This window comes from Lysobacter dokdonensis DS-58 (assembly GCF_000770795.1).
Lineage (GTDB): Bacteria > Pseudomonadota > Gammaproteobacteria > Xanthomonadales > Xanthomonadaceae > Noviluteimonas > Noviluteimonas dokdonensis.
In genome coordinates this window covers 85,655-101,616 of the sequence record NZ_JRKJ01000004.1, presented here as the reverse complement: position 1 = coordinate 101,616, position 15,962 = coordinate 85,655, and the positions used below count along the sequence as shown (strand labels likewise).

At 68.5% G+C, this 15,962-nt stretch carries 12 protein-coding genes; 10 read left to right on the top strand and 2 right to left on the bottom strand.

All coding sequences use genetic code 11. The features are described from left to right. The coding region (locus LF41_RS04410; protein ID WP_036166419.1) for an acetyl-CoA C-acyltransferase at window positions 1–831 on the bottom strand (831 nt) is incomplete at its 3' end. Then, window positions 828–1,643 carry an IclR family transcriptional regulator domain-containing protein gene (locus LF41_RS04405; protein ID WP_036166416.1) on the bottom strand — a complete coding sequence of 272 codons (816 nt, stop codon included), beginning with the start codon at window positions 1,641–1,643 and terminating at the stop codon, window positions 828–830. The genes LF41_RS04405 and LF41_RS04410, both read right to left, overlap by 4 nt. A 123-nt stretch (window positions 1,644–1,766) precedes the next feature. Between LF41_RS04405 and LF41_RS04400 the strand changes: the two genes are divergently transcribed. Genes LF41_RS04400 through LF41_RS04355 form a run of 10 tightly spaced genes read left to right on the top strand, consistent with a single transcriptional unit; the run spans window position 1,767 to window position 15,955 of the window. Next, window positions 1,767–3,104, top strand: coding sequence for an aminotransferase family protein (locus LF41_RS04400; RefSeq protein ID WP_036166415.1), 1,338 nt, complete (start codon window positions 1,767–1,769; stop codon window positions 3,102–3,104). Beyond that, window positions 3,101–4,669, top strand: a complete 1,569-nt coding sequence (locus LF41_RS04395) for an aldehyde dehydrogenase family protein (protein ID WP_036166412.1) — start codon at window positions 3,101–3,103, stop codon at window positions 4,667–4,669. Before LF41_RS04400 ends, LF41_RS04395 begins: the two co-directional genes overlap by 4 nt. Before the next feature lie 5 nt (window positions 4,670–4,674). Beyond that, on the top strand, window positions 4,675–5,523 hold the full coding sequence (locus tag LF41_RS04390) for a CoA transferase subunit A (protein ID WP_036166410.1): 849 nt from the start codon (window positions 4,675–4,677) through the stop codon (window positions 5,521–5,523). Continuing rightward, the gene (locus tag LF41_RS04385; protein WP_036166408.1) at window positions 5,520–6,308 is read left to right on the top strand and encodes a CoA-transferase subunit beta; all 789 of its coding nucleotides are present in this window, start codon (window positions 5,520–5,522) and stop codon (window positions 6,306–6,308) included. The genes LF41_RS04390 and LF41_RS04385 overlap by 4 nt, the downstream gene beginning before the upstream one ends. Continuing rightward, complete coding sequence (locus LF41_RS04380) at window positions 6,305–7,642, top strand: acetyl ornithine aminotransferase family protein (protein ID WP_052116134.1); 1,338 nt, start codon at window positions 6,305–6,307, stop codon at window positions 7,640–7,642. Before LF41_RS04385 ends, LF41_RS04380 begins: the two co-directional genes overlap by 4 nt. Window positions 7,643–7,662: 20 nt before the next feature. After that, window positions 7,663–10,161, top strand: a complete 2,499-nt coding sequence (locus LF41_RS04375) for a CehA/McbA family metallohydrolase (protein ID WP_036166403.1) — start codon at window positions 7,663–7,665, stop codon at window positions 10,159–10,161. Continuing rightward, window positions 10,161–12,149 (top strand): S9 family peptidase, encoded by a 1,989-nt coding sequence (locus LF41_RS04370; RefSeq protein WP_152599883.1) that lies wholly within the window; start codon window positions 10,161–10,163, stop codon window positions 12,147–12,149. The genes LF41_RS04375 and LF41_RS04370 overlap by 1 nt, the downstream gene beginning before the upstream one ends. Beyond that, window positions 12,149–13,333, top strand: coding sequence for a DmpA family aminopeptidase (locus tag LF41_RS04365; protein WP_036166400.1), 1,185 nt, complete (start codon window positions 12,149–12,151; stop codon window positions 13,331–13,333). Before LF41_RS04370 ends, LF41_RS04365 begins: the two co-directional genes overlap by 1 nt. Then, a complete protein-coding gene (locus tag LF41_RS04360) occupies window positions 13,330–14,658 on the top strand; it encodes a Xaa-Pro dipeptidase (protein ID WP_052116133.1) in 1,329 nt (442 codons plus the stop codon). Before LF41_RS04365 ends, LF41_RS04360 begins: the two co-directional genes overlap by 4 nt. Beyond that, a complete protein-coding gene (locus tag LF41_RS04355; RefSeq protein WP_237577644.1) occupies window positions 14,648–15,955 on the top strand; it encodes an amino acid permease in 1,308 nt (435 codons plus the stop codon). The genes LF41_RS04360 and LF41_RS04355 overlap by 11 nt, the downstream gene beginning before the upstream one ends. The last annotated feature ends 7 nt before the right edge of the window (window positions 15,956–15,962 follow it).

Here is a 15,962-nt window from a genome sequence, read left to right as displayed (position 1 = left end):
GAGGACACGCGCGCGGGGCGTCAGTCCGTGGCGTTCGACCGCCGCTGCGGACGCCAACAACAGCGCGCATGCGCCGTCGTTCAGCCCGGACGCATTGCCCGCGGTCACGGTGCCGCCTTGGCCGAGGAGCGGCGCGAGCGTCGCGAGTTTCTCGCGCGAGGTGTCGCTGCGCGGTTGTTCGTCGGCGACGCATTGGCCGACCGGCATCAGTTCATCGGCGAAGCGGCCATTCGCGATGGCCCGCGCCGCGCGCTGTTGGGAGCGCAGGGCGAATGCATCCTGGTCTTCGCGCGAGATCGCGTGTTCGCGCGCGAGGATCTCCGCCGTCTGCGCCATCGACTCCACGCCGTGCAGCGCCCGCATTGCGGGATTGACCAGGCGCCAGCCCAGGGTCGTGTCTTCGAGGGTCTGTTCGCGCCCGAACGGCGCATCGGCCTTTGCCATCACGTACGGCGCGCGCGACATGCCTTCCACGCCGCCAGCGACCACGACATCGGCTTCGCCGAGTGCGATCGCCCGCGCGGCTTGCCCGACCGCCTCCAGGCCCGACGCGCACAGGCGATTGACCGTCACGCCGGGCACGGAGACGGGCAAGCCCGCGAGCAAGGCGGCCATGCGCGCGACGTTGCGGTTGTCCTCGCCGGCCTGGTTCGCGCAGCCGAGGAGGACCTCGTCGATGGACGCAGGATCGAGCCGTGGATTGCGTTCCAGCAACCAGCGCAGCGGCAGCGCGGCCAGATCGTCGGTGCGGACCATCGACAGGCCGCCGCGGTGGCGGCCGAAGGGCGTGCGCACGCCGTCGCAGAGAAAGACGGCGCGCGCGGTGTTCATGCAGCGACCGCCGGGAGCCGATGCGATGGCGCGCAGCCTTCGATGGCCGCGGCCGTCAGTTTCAATTGCGGCAGGATCGTGCGCGTGGCGTCGCGTTCGACGTCCGGGTAGTACGGCATGCTCACGTTGATCGCCGCGGCCACGCGCCCGTCGCCGTTGTGCACGGGGACGGCGATCGAACACAGGCCCATTTCCAGTTCCTGTTCGACCCACGCATGCCCCTGCCGGCGCACGTCTTCGACGATGCGGCGCAGCCGCCGTACGTCCGTGACCGTATGCGCAGTGAGCTTGGCCGGCTTGCAATGCGTCAGCCAGGCGTCGAGCGAGTCTTCGTCCAGCCCCGAGAGCAGCACGCGGCCCATCGAGGCGGTGGAGGCCGGTAGCCGCGCGCCGACGCCGAGCGTCACGCTCATGATCCGGCGGCCGGGCGATCGTGCGACGTAGACGATGGACTGGCCGTCGAGCACCGCCATCGAGCTGCTCTGGTTGACGGTGCGCGCGAGTTCTTCCAGCAGCGGCTGCGCGAGGTCGGTGAGATTGAGCGAACCCAGGTAGCCGAACCCGAGTTCGAGGACGCTCGGGCTGAGCACGTATTCACGCCCGCTCAGGCGCACATAGCCCAGGTGCTCGAGCGTCATGATCAGGCGTCGCGCGGCGGCCCGGGAGGTCGACGCGCGGTGCGCGATCTCCGCCAGGCTCAGGCGGGTGTGTTCGGCGTCGAAGGCGCGCAACACCGCCAGTCCGCGGGCGAGGGACTGGACATAATCGCGGCTGTCCTCGAAGGCCGGTTGGGCGCGTGCCGACTTCGCCATGCGTCTGTCGTTCGACTGTTTGGACGGATTGACGTCGAGGGTAAGTGCTTCATAGAGTGGTGCGCAATACGCACATTGCGTGCGCATAGCGCACAAATGCGAGTCCCCCGGGAGAGGTTCGCGATGTCGATCGACGAACGCCAATCGGTGTTGCACAGCTGGTCGGTCCAGGCCGACTGGCGCGCGCCGACGGTCGTCGGTGGCGCAGGCGCATGGTTGCGGTTGTCCGACGGGCGCCGCGTGCTCGACATGAGCAGCCTGGCCGAATGCAGCAACCTCGGGCACCAGCATCCGAAGCTCGTCGAGGCGATCCGCGCGCAGGCGCAGCGCCTGTGTTACGTCAGCAATGCGTGGGGCGCGGAGCCGCGGGCGCGGTTGGCGGACATGCTGCTGGAGCGTTCCGGCTTCGAAGGCGGCCGGGTGTTCTTCACCCTCGGCGGCGCGGACGCCAACGAAAACGCGGTCAAGATCGCGCGGCAGGCGTCGCGCAAACCGCGCGGCACCATCATCGCGCGCGATCGCTCGTACCACGGCGCCACGCACCTGGCGATGGCGTTGTCGGGGGATTCGCGGACGCAGGCGCAGGTCGATGCGCAGGGGATGGGCGTCTCGCACGTTCCGCCGCCCTATGCGTATCGGTGCCCGTTCGACAGTGCGGACGCGGACGACTGTGGCCGCCGCGGCGCAGACGCCGTCGCGCGACGCATCGACGAAATCGGCGTCGACCGCGTGGCCGCCGTGCTCATGGAACCCAACGCGGGCACGAACGGCATCGTCGCGCCCGATTCGTACTGGCCGGCGTTGCGCCGCGCGACCGCGCAACGCGCCGTGTACCTGATCGCTGACGAAGTGATGAGCGCCTTCGGCCGTTGCGGCGAATGGTTCGCCTGGCAGCGGCATCGCGACACGTGCCCGCCCGACATGATGACGCTCGCCAAGGGCCTCACCGGCGCGGCGGTGCCGCTCGGCGCGGTCGTGCTGTCGCACGCCATCGCCTCGCGCCTCGAACACGAAATGCTCTACACCGGCCTGACGTATTGCGGCCATCCGCTCGCGTGCGCGGCCGGCGTCGCGGCGCTGGAGGCGTATGCCGACGAGAACCTGATCGAACGTTCGCGCACGCTCGGCGCGCAATTGCTCGCGCAAGCCAAACGCTTGCAGCAACGGCACGAGGTCATCGGCGACGTGCGCGGCGGACACGGCTTGTTCGTCGTGATCGAACTCGTCGCCGATCGCGACACGCGCGCACCGCTCGCATCGTGGCCGCACACGCCGCCTGCGCTGAAGGCGCTGGTCCACGAGGCGATGGCCGAAGGGGTGTCCTTCGCCACGCGCGGCAACCTGATCCTGCTCGCGCCGCCGCTGGTCATCGAGGAAGACGCGCTCGACCACGCGCTCACGCTGCTCGATCGCCTGCTCGAACGCCATTTCGCATCGACCCCCGTCGAGGTCCACCCATGAGTTTCCGCCTCACCTACGCGACGATGTTCAACCCGCCGGCCGAAATGCACGTGCAATTCGAAGACGCGCTCGCGCGCCTCGAAGCACGGTTCGGGCAGCGGCATCCATTGTTCGTCAATGGCGCGGATCGCGCGCCCGCGCATTGGTCCGCCAAGCGCACGCCGATCGACACCGACGTGATCCTCGGCGAGTTCCCGTTGGCCGATGCCGGCGACGTCGATGCCGCGATGCAGGCCGCGCACGCCGCGTATCCGAAATGGCGCGCGCTGCCCGTCGCGCAACGCGCCGCGTTGCTGCGCAAGGCCGGCGACTTGATGCAGCAGCGCGTGTACGACATCGCCGCCGCCCTGACGCTGGAAGTCGGCAAGAACCGGATGGAGGCGCTTGGCGAGGCGCAGGAAACCGTGGACTTCTTCCACCACTATGCCGACGACTTCGAGCGGCACGCGGGCTTCGAAAAGCCCTTGCCCGACGATCCCATCGAAGGCATGGCCTCGCACAACCGCAGCGTGATGCGGCCCTACGGCGCGTGGGTGGTGATCGCGCCGTTCAATTTCCCCTTCGCGCTCGCGGGCGGGCCGGTCGCCGCGGCGCTGGTCACCGGCAACACCGTGGTCTTCAAGTCGGCGACCGACACGCCATGGTCCGGGCGCCTGCTTGCGGAAGTGTTACGCGACGCCGGCTTCCCGGCGGGCACGTTCAACTATCTCTCGGGCAGCGGCAGCGAAGCGGGTGACGCACTCGCCAAGCATCCGCTCACGGCGGGCATCACCTTCACCGGCTCGGTGCCGGTGGGCCGCAATCTCATGCAGCAGATGGCGGGCGGTGCGTACCCGCGGCCGTGCATCGCGGAGATGGGCGGCAAGAATCCCTGCATCGTCACCGAGCATGCGGATCTCGACCGCGCGGCGGCCGGCATCGCGCGTTCGGCGTTCGGCATGGGCGGGCAGAAATGTTCCGCGCTCTCGCGGCTGTACGTGCACGAATCGGTGGCCGATGCATTGGTCGGGAAACTCCTGCAACAGATCGATGCCATCCGCATCGGCGATGCGCGCAAGCGCGAGCATTGGCTCGGGCCCGTCGTCAACGCCAGCGCCTACGCCAACTACGCGCGCTACGTGCTCGACCTCGAAGCCGGAGGCGCGCGCCTGCTGCGCGGCGGCAAGCAGTTGCGCGAGAACGGTGGCGGCAAGGGCTATTACGTCGAACCTGTGCTCGCCGAGGCCGACGTCTCGCACCCGTTGTGGAAGCAGGAGATGTTCTTGCCGATCGTGATGCTGCATCGCTACCGCGACCGCGACGATGCGATGCGCCTGGCCAACGACACCGACATGGGCCTCACTGCGGGCTTCTACGGTGGCGCCGACGAAGTGCCGTGGTTCCAGGACCACATCGAAGCCGGCGTGACCTACGCCAATCGCCCGCAGGGCGCGACGACGGGGGCCTGGCCCGGCTATCAACCCTTCGGCGGGTGGAAGGGTTCGGGTTCGACGGGCAAGGCGATTGCGTCGTTCTACTACCTGCAGCAATACCTGCGCGAGCAGTCGCGCACGGTGGTGGAGTAACGCACGTGCACGCGGCGTCGCTCCATGACGCGATCGCCGCGCACGTCGACGACGGCGCGAGCGTCGCGCTGGAAGGCTTCACGCACCTGATCCCATTCGCCGCAGGGCACGAATTGATCCGGCAGGGCAAGCGCGAGTTGCACCTGATCCGCATGACCCCGGACCTGATCTACGACCAGCTCATCGGCATGGGCTGTGCGCGCAAGCTGACGTTCTCGTGGGGCGGCAATCCCGGCGTCGGTTCGCTGCATCGCTTGCGCGACGCGGTCGAGCACCAATGGCCGCGGCCGCTCGAACTCGACGAACACAGCCACGCCGGCATGGTCGCCGCGTTCTGCGCCGGCGCCGCGCGCCTGCCGTTCGGCGTGTTGCGCGGGTATCTCGACAACGATCTCGACCAGGCGAACGCGCGCATCCGCCGCATCGAGTGCCCGTTCACCGGCGAGCGCCTGGCGGCGGTGCCCGCGTTGAATCCCGACGTGACGATCCTGCACGCGCAACGCGCGGATCGCGCGGGCAACGTCGCGCTGCACGGCATCGTCGGTGCGGCGCGCGAAGCGGCGATGGCGGCGTCGAAACTGATCGTCACCGTCGAGGAAATCGTCGATGCCCTGCCGCCCGCGATGAACGGCATCGTGCTGCCGCACTGGGTGGTCACCGCCGTGGTGCATTGCCCGGGCGGCGCGTATCCGTCGTACGCGCAGGGCCACTACGCGCGCGACAACGGGTTCTACCAGCGCTGGGACGCCATCGCGCGCGACCGCGACACGTTCCGCGCGTGGATGCAGGGCAACGTGCTCGACACCGCCGACCACGCGGGCTTCCTCGCGCGCCTCGACAGGCAGGCCGCATGACGGCCGCGACGCGCGACGAGTGGATGACCATCGCCGCCGCGCGCATGTTGCGCGACGGTTGCGTGTGTTTCGTGGGCATCGGCTTGCCGAGCGCGGCATGCAACCTCGCGCGCCTGACGCATGCGCCGGACATCGTGCTGATCTACGAATCGGGGACGATCGGGACGAAGCCCGACGTGCTGCCCTTGTCCATCGGCGACGGCGAGCTTGCGGAGACCGCGGCGTTTGTCGTACCGATGCCGGACGTGTTCGCGTACTACCTGCAGGCCGGGCGCGTGGATGTCGGCTTCCTCGGTGCCGCGCAGATCGATCGCTTCGGCAATCTGAACAGCACGGTCATCGGCCCGTACGATGCGCCGTCGACGCGCTTGCCCGGCGCGGGCGGCGCGCCGGAGATCGCCGCGCATGTGCGCGAGACCTTCGTCCTGTTGAAGGCCACGCCACGCAGCTTCGTCGAAACGCTCGACTTCCGCACGACGGCCGGCTTCGGCGACGGCAACGGCGCACGCGCCCGCAGCGCCGCGCAGGGCGGCGGCCCGCGCGCGGTGATCACCGACTTCGGCATCCTCGCGCCACACGCGCAAACCGACGAGTTGCAGCTGACCGCGTTGTTCGAAGGCGCGAGCGTCGAAGAAGCGCGCGCGGCCGTCGGCTGGCCGCTCGCCGTGGCAGATGTGATCACGCAAGTGGCCCCGCCGACTTCGCACGAACTGACCACCCTGCGCGCCTTGCATGCGCGTACCCGCGACGCCCACGCACGCGCCGTCGTGCTGCCGACGCCATGAACGGAACCGCCATGGACATGAACCACATCCGCATGCCGCTCCCCGGCCCGAAGGCGCAAGCGATGCTCGCGCGCGACGCCGAGGTCATTTCGCCCTCGTATCCGCGCGACTATCCCTTCGTGATGTCGCACGGCCGCGGCACGCAGGTGTGGGACGTCGACGGCAATCGGTTCCTCGACTTCGCCGCGGGAATCGCGGTGTGCAGCACGGGACACGCGCATCCGCAGGTCGTCGCGGCGGTGCAGGGCGCCGCCTCGCAGTTCCTGCACATCTCGAGCGATTACTGGCACGAGGAGATGATCGGTCTGGGCGAGCGTCTTGCGCGCATCGCGCCGATGGGCGAGCCGGCGATGAGCTTCCTGTGCCAGTCGGGCACCGAAGCGGTCGAAGCGGCGATCAAGCTGGCGCGTTACATCACCGGGCGTTCGCGGTTCATCGGCTTCCTCGGCGGTTTCCATGGGCGCACGATGGGCTCGCTCGCCTTCACCTCGAGCAAGTACACGCAGCAGAAGGGCTTCTTCGCCACCATGCCGGGCGTGGTGCACGTGCCTTATCCGAATCCCTATCGCCCGTTGTTCGCCGGCGACGACCAGGGCGTGGCGGTGCTCGATTACATCCGCATGTTGTTCGAACGCAGCGTGCCGCCGTCGGAAGTCGCCGCGATCCTGGTCGAACCGATCCAGGGCGAAGGCGGCTACGTCGTGCCGCCCGACGGCTTCCTCGCCGGCCTGCGCGCACTGTGCGACGAACACGGCATCCTGCTGATCTTCGACGAAGTGCAGTCGGGCACTGGCCGCACCGGGCGCATGTTCGCCAGCCAGCACTGGGGCGTATCGCCGGACATCATGACGCTCGCGAAGGGACTGGGCTCCGGTCTCCCCATCGGCGCGATGGTCGCGAAGAAGCGCCTGATGGCGCAGTGGAAGCGCGGCGCGCACGGCAACACCTACGGCGGCAATCCGATCGCATGCGCCGCGGCGAACGCGACAATCGATCTCGTCGAAGGCGGGATGGTCGGTAACGCGGCCACGGTCGGCGCGCATTTCATGAGCGCGCTGAACGACTTGGCCCGCGACTACCCGTGCATCGGCCAGTTGCGCGGCAAGGGCCTGATGATCGGCATGGAGCTGATCGAGGCCGACGCGGCGCGCACGCCGGCACGGGCGCTGTGCGATGCGGTGGTCACGCGCGCGTTCCACAACGGATTGCTGCTGTTGTCCTGCGGCGCGAGCACGGTGCGCTTCATGCCGCCGCTCAACGTCACGCGCGAGGAGATCGACGAGGCGATGGGGCTGCTGCGCACGAGCCTCGACCAAGCGCTGGCCGGGGCCTGAGGCCGATGCGCACCGGGGGGATGCGCATCGCCTGTGTGTTCGGCGTGCTGGCGCCGTTGGCCGTCGTGGCGGGTGGCCGCGAACCGGTGCTGAAGCAGGTGGACCTGCCGCACAACTATTACTGGCGCGAGTTGTACCTGCCGCAACCGACGACGGGGCCGTCGTCCGTCGGTTTCCTGCCCGACAGCGAGACGCTCGTGTACAGCATGGGCGGGTCGTTGTGGCGGCAGCGCGCTGCCGACGACGAAGCCGTCGAGCTCACGCACGCGCAAGGCGTGTACGACTACCAGCCCGACGTGGCGCGCGACGGCCGCAGTGTCGTGTTCACGCGCTACGACGGGCGCGGCATGGCGTTGTGGCGGCTCGACCTTGCGAGCGGCAAGACGCAGGCGCTCACCTCGGGCGCCGATGTCGATGTCGAACCGCGCCTGTCGCCCGACGGCAAGCGCATCGCATGGGTGTCGACGCAGGGCACCGGCCATTTCAATCTCTTCATCGCCGACATCGACGCGGCCGGGTTGCACAACGCGCGTCCGCTGCTCGGCGAACGCCGCAGCAAGCTCGATCGCTACTACTACGCGCCGTTCGACCACGCGATCAACCCGGCCTGGTCGCCCGATGGCAAGTCGCTGCTGTACGTCGGCAACCCGGAAGTCGCGTGGGGCACGGGCGATCTGTGGATCGTGCCGGTGGATGCACCCGCGCAACGCCGGAAGCTGGTGTCGGAAGAGACGAGCTGGAGCATGCGGCCCGAGTTCGCACCCGATGGCAAGCGCATCGTGTTTTCGAGCTACCACGGCCGACAGACGCACCAACTTTGGCTGACGACGCCGCAAGGTGCAGCGCCGCTGCCGCTCACGTTCGGCGATACCGAGCGCCGCAACGCACGCTGGTCGCCGGACGGCAAGCGCATCGCGTACATCGGCAATGCGGGCGAGGGCGGCAACACCGAGCTGGTCTTGCTGGAACCGCTGGGCGGCGCGCACCAGGTGCTGCGCGCGAAGACGCTGCGCCCGCTCGCACCGGCCGCGCGCCTCACACTCGAGATCCGCGACGAACAGGGCAAGCCCGTCCCCGCGCGTGTGTCCGTGCAAGGCAGCGACGACCGCGCGCATGCGCCGCGCGATGCGTGGATGCATGCGGACGATGGATTCGACCGTGCGCACCGGAAGACCGAAGCGCACTACTTCCACTGCGCGTCGCGCTGCGTGGTCGACGTGCCCGCAGGCGCCACGCAGGTCGTCGTGCAGCATGGGTTTGCGTACAAGCTCTGGAATCGCACGCTCGATGCGGCCGCCGGACGCGAGGCGAAAGTCGATGTCGCCCTCGTGCCGAACGCGCTGCCCGACGAATACGGCCAATTCACCAGCGCCGACCTGCATGTCCACATGAACTACGGCGGCCACTACCGCAATACGCCGGCGCATCTGGCATGGCAGGCGCAAGCGGAGGACCTCGACGTCGTCGAGAACCTGATCGTCAACAAGGAAGAACGTATTCCGGATGTCGCGTGGTTCGGCATGCCCGGCATCGCGACGCGGCCGCGCGTGGCGCACGCGCAGGAATTCCACACGAGCTTCTGGGGACACCTGGGGTTGCTGAACCTGCGCGACCGCCTGGTCACGCCGGATTTCTCGGCCTATCGCCACACCGCGCTGGCCAGCCCGTGGCCGCATAACGGCGTGGTCGCCGATCTCGCGCATGCGCAGGGTGGGCTGGTGGGGTACGTGCACCCGTTCGATACCGTGCCCGACCCTGCGAAGGACGCATCGCTCACGCATCAACTCCCTGCCGATGTCGCGCATGGCAAGGTGGATTACGTGGAAGTGGTCGGCTTCTCCGACCACAAGGCCACTGCGTCGGTCTGGTATCGCCTGATGAACCTCGGGTTTCGACTGCCTGCGGGCGCGGGGTCGGACACGATGGCGAACTACGCGTCGTTGCGCGGCCCGGTGGGATTGAACCGCGTGTTCCTCGACACGGGCGGACGCATCGATGACGGGACGCTGTTCGCCACGTTGAAAGCGGGCCGCGGATTCGCGACGAACGGGCCGATGCTCGGCTTGCAGGTCGAGGGACGCAAACCCGGCGATACCATCGAGGGTGCGCATCGTGCGTCATATCGCATCGCGCTGCGTTCGCCGGTCGCGGTCGATCACCTCGAACTGGTGTGCAACGGTGCGGTGGTGAAGCGCTTCGACCTCACCGGCGATCGCATGCAGCTCGACAGTGCGGGCATGCTCGACCTTCCGCAGGGCGGTTGGCTCCTCCTGCGCGCATGGAACGACAACGCCGATCCGCGACTGCTCGATCTCTACCCGTACGCGACGACCAACCCTGTCTGGATCGACGGCCCCACGCCCGACGCAAGCGCCGACGCCGACTACTTCATCGCCTGGCTCGATCGCGTCATCGAAGCGGCCAGTGCGCGGGACGACTACAACACCGCCGCGGAGAAGGACGCGACGCTCGCGTACCTGCGGCAGGCGCAGTCCGTATTCCGCGGGAGGGTCCGCTGATGCGCATGCTCTGGCTGCTCGCATTGCTCAGCGCTTCGGCGCATGCGCAAGCGCCGTTCACCGCGGACGACCTGTCGCAACTGGTCGACCTCACCGAGCCCGCGTTCTCGCCCGACGGCCGCACGATCGTCTACACCGCGACCGCCGCCGACATCGCGGACGACGCGAGCCAATCCGACCTCTGGCGCGTCGAGTACGCCACCGGCAAACGCACGCAACTCACGCACACGCCGAAGAAGGACGAGTCGCGCCCGCAATGGTCGCCCGACGGCAAGTCCATCGCCTTCCTCTCCGACCGCGGCGGCGAGGAAGCGAAGACGCAGGTGTGGCTGATGCCTGCGCAGGGCGGGCAGGCCAGGCGCATCACGCGCTTCGGCGAGGACATCAGCGACTTCGTCTGGTCGCCCGACGGCAAGCGCATCGCCTTCATCGCGCGCGACCCGGAACGGCCGTTCGGTGCAAAAGAACCGAAGAACCCGCCGCCGATCGTCACCGAGCGCTATCAACTGCGCGAGGACGGCGTCGGCTACCTCGGGAATCGCCGCACGCACTTGTACGTGCTCGACATCGCGACGGGACAGGTCGACCTGCTCACGCCGGGCGCGCACGACGAACTGCTGCCCGCCTGGTCGCCTGACGGCAAGCTGCTCGCGTATGTCACCAAGCGCGGCGTCGATCCGGACCGGCACCTGAACTTCGACATCTGGGTGATCGAACCGAAGGCCGGTGCGCAGGAACGACAGCTCACGACCTTCGCGGGCTCCGACCTCGATCCGTACTGGGAAACGCGGCCCACGTGGAGCCCCGACAGCACGCGCATCGCGTACCTGCGCAGCGGCGAGGACAAGTGGATCTACTACGCGCCATGGCAGTTGGCGATTGTCGACGTCGCCACGGGAACGGAAACGCTCCCGGCGCCGATCGACCGCTGCTTCACCAAGCCGCGCTGGTCGGCCGATGGCAAGAGCGTTTATGCCCTGGTCGAACAACCGCAGGTGACGCATCTGTCGCGCATCGACCTCGCGGGCGGTAGGGTGACGCCGCTGACGACGGGTCCGCGTTTCGATTACGACCTCGACGTCTCGCGCGACGGCCGCATCGTCGTGCTGGGCGGCGGGGCGCTGCGGCCTTACGACATCTCGGCGGTCGAAGACGGCGGGCTGCGCACGCTTGCCGACCACAACACGTTCCTCGCGCAACGCACGCTCGCCCCGGTCGAGGAATTCCACTATCGCAATGGCGATGTCGACCTCGATGGCCTGCTCGTGAAGCCGGTCGGTTACGTCGAAGGCCGTCGTTACCCGACGATCGTGCGGTTGCACGGCGGCCCGGTCTACCAGTTCAGCCACGAATTCATGCCCGATTGGCAGGCGTACGCGGCGCAGGGGTTCGCGGTCGTCGCGTTGAATCCACGCGGCGGCTCGGGCCGCGGGTTCGATTTCGCGAAGGCGATCTACGCCGATTGGGGCAACGTCGATGCCAGCGACGTGCTTGCCGGCGTCGACCACGTCGTCGCGATGGGCATCGCCGATCCGGATCGCCTCGGCATCGGTGGGTGGAGCTACGGCGCGATCCTCACCAACGCGGTGATCGCGCGCGATCCGCGCTTCAAGGCCGCGATCAGTGGCGCGGGGGCGTCGAACATGTACGGCATGTTCGGCCACGACCAGTACATCCGCGAATACACGCTCGAGCTCGGCACGCCATGGGCGAACCGGGAGATCTACGACCGTGCGAGCTTCCCGTTCCTCCACAGCGATCGCATCGTGACCCCGACGTTGTTCCAGTGCGGCGAGGACGATGCGAACGTGCCGTGCCTGGGCGCGGAACAGATGTACCAGGCCCTGCGGTCGCGCAACGTGCCCACGCAGTTGGTCGTCTACCCCGGCGAATCGCACGGCCTCACTGTTCCGAGCTACCTGAAAGACCGCATGATGCGGAACCTGGGGTGGTACACGCGGTTCCTGAAAGCCAAGGGAGGGGAGTGATGCCGACGATCGCCGTGCGCATGTTCGCGTTGGCCCTGTTCGTCGCCTCGGCCGCGCAAGCGGGCGAACGCGCGCGCGACATCGGCATTCCGTTCGACGGCACGCCGGGCGCGCGCAACGCGATCACCGACGTCGCCGGCGTCACCGTCGGCCAGGTCACGCTCATCGCGGATGCCGCGGGCGACCACAAGGTCCGGACGGGCGTCACCGCGATCCTGCCGCGCGGGCGCGGGACGTTCGACAACTGGGTCTTCGGCGGTTGGTTTGCGCTCAACGGCAACGGCGAGATGACGGGCACCACGTGGATCAGCGAATCGGGCCAGCTCGAAGGGCCGGTGTTGCTCACGAACACCCACAGCGTCGGCGTCGTGCGCGATGCGGTGATCGCGCAGCGCGTGCAGGCGGGCGGCGCGGATTCGAGCGGCTACTGGTGGTCGCTGCCCGTCGTCGCGGAGACCTGGGACGGCCACCTCAACGACATCAACGGATTCCACGTGAAGCCCGAGCACGTCGCACAGGCGTTGCGCGAGGCGAACGACGGTCCGGTCGCCGAAGGCAACGTCGGCGGCGGCACCGGCATGATCTGCCACGAATTCAAATGTGGCATCGGCACGGCGTCGCGCACGGTGCAGCAGGATGGGCGCGCGTACACCGTGGGCGTACTCGTGCAGGCGAACTACGGCATCCGCGACACGCTGCGCATCGCCGGCGTGCCGGTCGGGCAGCAGTTGCGCAACGACCGCGTGTACACCGATCCGGCGCTCGCGGTCGAAGGCCACGACGTGCCGGGCGGCGACACGGGTTCGATCATCGTCGTGGTGGCGACCGACGCGCCGTTGCTGCCGCACCAGCTCGACCGCGTCGCCAAGCGCGCGGGCATGGGGCTGGCGCGCATGGGCAGCTACGCGGGCAACGGGTCCGGCGACATCTTCGTCGCGTTCTCCACGGCCAATGCCGATGCGGCGAAGGGCGGGGCGGTCAAGGAGGCGAAATTCATCGGCAACGATGACCTCGACCGGCTCTTCCTCGCAACGGTGCAGGCCACCGAAGAAGCCATCGTCAACGCGATGATCGCCGCGAAGGACATGCGCGGCGAAGGCGGGCGGTATGCGAAGGCCATCGACCACGTGGCGCTGGTGCGCTTGCTGAAGCAGTACAACCGATACGAGCCTGCCAAACGATGAAGACCGGATTCGTCATCACGGTGCTGGCGCTGGCGCTTTCGACGCCTGCATTCGCACAAACCACGATCGTCCACGCCGGCCGCATGGTCGATGTCGACCGCGGCGCCGTCGTGGCCGACCGTGCCATCGTCATCGAAGACGGTCGCGTCGTGCGGGTCGAGCCCTGGAGCGACGCGCTCGCGAAGCACGCGAGGGTCGTCGACTGGTCGCGTTACACCGTGCTGCCCGGCCTGATGGACATGCACACGCATCTCTCGGACGAGGCGCAGTCGGCCGATCCCGGCGCACCGCTGAAGAGCAATCCGGCACGCGACGCGTTCATCGGCGCGAAGAACGCGTGGGACACCGTGCGCGCGGGGTTCACCACCGTGCGCGACGTCGGCACGTATCGCGGCTTGTCCGACGTGCAACTGCGCAACGCGATCAACGCCGGCCTGATCCCGGGGCCGCGCATGTTCGTCGCCGGTGCGTACATCACGGTCACTGGCGGCGGCGGTGAAATCACCGGGTTGCCGAAAGGCACCGTCGTCCCCGACGTCTTCCGCCTCGGCGTCGCCGACGACGAGGAACAAGTCAGGAAGAAGGTGAACTTCCTCTTCGACAACGGCGTGGACTTCATCAAGGTCATCGCCACCGGCGCCGTGCTCGCCGAAGGCACCGAACCGGGGCAATCGGAATACAGCGAGGCGGAGATCCGCGCCGCCGTCGAGGAAGCCGCGAAGCGCCACAGCTTCGTCGCCGCGCACGCGCACGGCGCCGAAGGCATCAAGCGCGCGACGCGCGCCGGCGCGCGGTCGATCGAACACGGTTCGCTGATGGACGACGAAGCCATCGCGCTGATGAAGCAGCATGGCACGTGGCTGGTCGCCGACATCTACAACGGCGACTTCATCGACACCGTCGGCCGCGCACAGGGCTGGTCCAAGGACATCCTGCGCAAGAACACCGAAACCACCGACACGCAGCGCGAGGGCTTCCGCAAGGCGGTCGCCGCGGGCGTGAACATCGCCTTCGGCACCGATAGCGGCGTGTACCCGCACGGCGACAACGCGCGGCAGTTCGCCTACATGGTCCGCTACGGCATGACGCCGATGCAGGCGATCCAGTCCGCGACGATCCAGCCTGCGCGGCTGCTCGGGCGCGAGCAGGAACTGGGCTCGATCGCGCCCGGCAAGTTCGCCGACCTCATCGCGGTCGACGGCGACCCCACCGCCGACATCGAGGTGCTGCGCAAGGTGCGCTCGGTGATCAAGAATGGCCAACGGGTCTGCGACGGCCCCGACGAATGCGGCCCGCCGGCCGCGGAGCACGACGATGGTGAATGACGGCGAGCGCAAGCTCGGGTTCTGGATGTGCACCGCGCTGGTGGTGGGCAACACCATCGGCATCGGGATCTTCCTGTTGCCCGCGTCGCTGGCGCCGTACGGCTTCAATGCGACGATCGGCTGGTTCGTCACGGTGCTGGGGTGCGTGGCGCTGGCGAGCGTCTTCGCGCGGCTGGCGCGGTCGATGCCCAATGCCGACGGCCCGTACGGATTCATCCGCGCGACGCTCGGCGACGTCCCGGCCTTCATCGCGATGTGGTGTTACTGGGTATCGCTGTGGATCACCAACGCGGCGATCGCCACGGGCGTCGTCGGTTACCTCGGTGCGGTGTTCCCGTCGGTGGCCGCGCTGCACCCGGCGCTGGTCGCGCTGGCGTTGTTGTGGACGTTCGTGATCATCAATCTGTTCGGCGTGCGCACCGGCGGGCGCGTGCAGGTGGCGACAACGGCGCTGAAGCTGCTGCCCATGGTGGCCGTCGCGCTGCTGGGCGTATGGTTGCTGCTGACGGCGCCCGCGTCGTACACCGCGCACCTGCCGACCGCGGCGATCGACCTGCCGCACGTCGTCACGGCCTCGACGATCGCGTTGTTCGCGATGCTCGGCCTGGAGTCGGCGACGGTGCCCGCCTCGCGCGTGCAGGACCCGGGCCGCACGATTCCGCGCGCGACGATCGCCGGCACCGTGCTGACCGCGGTGATCTACATCCTCGTCTCCACCGTGCCGATGCTGCTGATCCCGGAAGCGGAACTGGCGAAGTCGAACGCGCCGTTCGCGCTGGTGATGGAACGCTTCGCCGCCGCGGGCGCGGGCCAATGGCTGGCGTTGTTCGTCGTGATCAGCGGCCTGGGCGCGCTGAATGGGTGGACGCTGCTGGTGGGTGAACTCACGCGTTCGATGGCGATGAACGGCGTGATGCCTGCGCCGCTGGCGCGCAACAATGCCCGTGGCGCTCCCGCGATCGCGCTGATCGTCACCGGTGTGCTGGGCAGCGGCATGGTGGTGATGACCTACAGCAAGTCGCTCGTCGACAGCTTCACCTACATCACCAATGTCGTGACCGCCGCGAACCTGCCCCTGTACCTGTGCGCATCACTGGCGCTGGCCGTGCTCTGGCGCCGCGGCGACAAGGCCGGCGTGCGCGGGATGCTGCCGGTGGCCGTGCTGGGTACCGCGTACGTCCTCTTCGCCTTCGTCGGCCTGGGCCACGAGCCGTTCCTGCTCGGGCTGGTGCTGGCCGCGGCGGGCCTGCCGCTCTATGTCTTCATGCGCCTGCGCCGCAGGGCGGCCGTGGCTTAACATCGCA